Here is a 1,761-nt window from a genome sequence, read left to right as displayed (position 1 = left end):
TGGAGTAGGAACCGTCTTTGCGCTTGACCAGAGTGGCCGATTTGGGATTGGAGCCTGCCAACTGTTCTCTCTGGTAACGGCCAATCGCCAGCTCAAAGCGCTCTCGACCCTCCACCGTGGTGAGCGACACCGTCCAGTCTTTCTCGCGGAACGAGAAGATACGGGCATCGTAGGTCGCAAAGCCCCCCTTGAACGCCTTGACGGGGCGGTTTTTCTGTCGGGCAACTTTACGGGCACCGGCCATCCGTCTGCAGACCTGTACGGCCAAGTTACTGGACAAGCCGAACCGGGCACGGATTTCGCGGTAGCACAGAGACTGAAGCTTAACGGCGTTGGCGATCTTCTCCGGTGTGTTCTGGTTCACCCAGTTCAAGGCTTGGCCGAAGGCGTCCAAGGTCGCATCCAACTTTGCGGCTTGCGACTGGGACACCTTGAGCTTGCAGGAAATGGTCAGGACTTGGGTCATGGTTATATCATCGTAACTCCGCATTCTTCCCGACCCTCGCCCTGTGGACAGAGGGCGGGGCTCCTGCGCTAGTAAGCTGAAAGGGGCATGCCAAGGAGCTTATTCAAGGGTTAGCCTCGCGTAAGGCCCTCGGTTGCTCCGGAGTTAAGGGCTAGGGCCCACTGCCGCGATGGTTTCTTCCTTTTTGTTAGCCATGAAAATCGCCGCCAACATCACCCAGCTCATCGGTCGCACCCCGCTGGTGCGGTTGAATCGGATCCCGCAATCGGAGGGGTGCCTGGCCGAGATCGTGGTGAAATTGGAGAGCTTTAACCCTGCTGCTTCGGTGAAAGACCGCATTGCCGTCAGCATGATCGAGGCTGCCGAACAGGCCGGTTTGATCACCCCCGGCAAGACCATCTTGGTGGAGCCCACCTCTGGCAATACCGGCATTGGCCTGGCCATGGCCGCTGCTGCCAAGGGTTACCGGCTCATCATCGTCATGCCTGAGAGCATGAGCCTGGAGCGGCGACTGCTGTTGAAAGCCTACGGAGCAGAGGTGCACCTGGCCAGTAGCGCCGGCGGCATGGGGGAAGCCATCTGGAAGGCTGAAGAGATCGTCCGCCGCACTCCCAACGCTTACATGTTGGGCCAGTTCACCAATCCCGCCAACCCCCAGATCCATGCCAGAACCACCGGCCCGGAAATTTGGGAAGATACCGATGGTCAAGTGGATATCCTGGTGGCAGGGGTAGGTACCGGCGGCACCATCACGGGGGCGGGCGAGTTTTTGAAGGGGAAAAACCCAGCCATTCGACTGGTGGCCGTTGAACCCAAGGCCAGTGCCGTCTTGAGTGGTGGACGGCCCGGCTTTCATCGCATTGAAGGGATCGGAGCGGGATTCGTGCCTGATGTGCTGCGGCGCGACCTGCTGGATGAGGTGATCCCAGTGGAAGATGAAGAGAGCATGGTCTACAGCCGGCGCCTGGCCAAAGAAGAAGGGATCCTCTCCGGCATTTCCACTGGGGCTGCCTTGGCGGGAGCCATCCAGGTGGGGCGGCGACCGGAAAACGCTGGCAAGCGGATTGTAATGATCCAGCCTAGTTTTGGGGAACGCTACCTGAGCACACCTCTTTTTCGCGACTTGGAGCGGGATTCCGATTCGAGATGACGATGATGCTGAGACTGCTGCCCTACAGGTCGCCCTGGCCCAGAGGGCGAGCTAGCATGGGTGAGAGTGACGTGGCGGAACGGCAGACGCGCTAGACTTAGGATCTAGTGCCGCAAGGCGTAAGGGTTCAAGTCCCTTCGTCCGC

1 protein-coding gene and 1 pseudogene are annotated in these 1,761 nt (G+C 59.6%); one reads left to right on the top strand and one right to left on the bottom strand.

The window, feature by feature from the left end; all coding sequences use genetic code 11:
- Window positions 1–466: pseudogene (locus NW842_RS13900) on the bottom strand (RNA-guided endonuclease TnpB family protein); the annotation flags it as partial.
- A gap of 193 nt (window positions 467–659) precedes the next feature.
- Here NW842_RS13900 and cysK point away from each other — a divergent pair.
- Window positions 660–1,616, top strand: a complete 957-nt coding sequence (gene cysK, locus NW842_RS13895; protein WP_414407658.1) for a cysteine synthase A — start codon at window positions 660–662, stop codon at window positions 1,614–1,616.
- The last annotated feature ends 145 nt before the right edge of the window (window positions 1,617–1,761 follow it).

It is taken from the genome of Synechococcus sp. R55.4 (assembly GCF_047461935.1).
In the GTDB taxonomy this organism is placed as follows: Bacteria; Cyanobacteriota; Cyanobacteriia; order Thermostichales; family Thermostichaceae; genus Thermostichus.
This window is presented reverse-complemented; position numbering and strand designations above follow the sequence as displayed.

Excerpts from the sequence above, each read along its gene's own strand:
- cysK (WP_414407658.1), top strand. The coding sequence starts at position 660 with ATGAAAATCGCCGCCAACATCACCCAGCTCATCGGTCGCACCCCGCTG.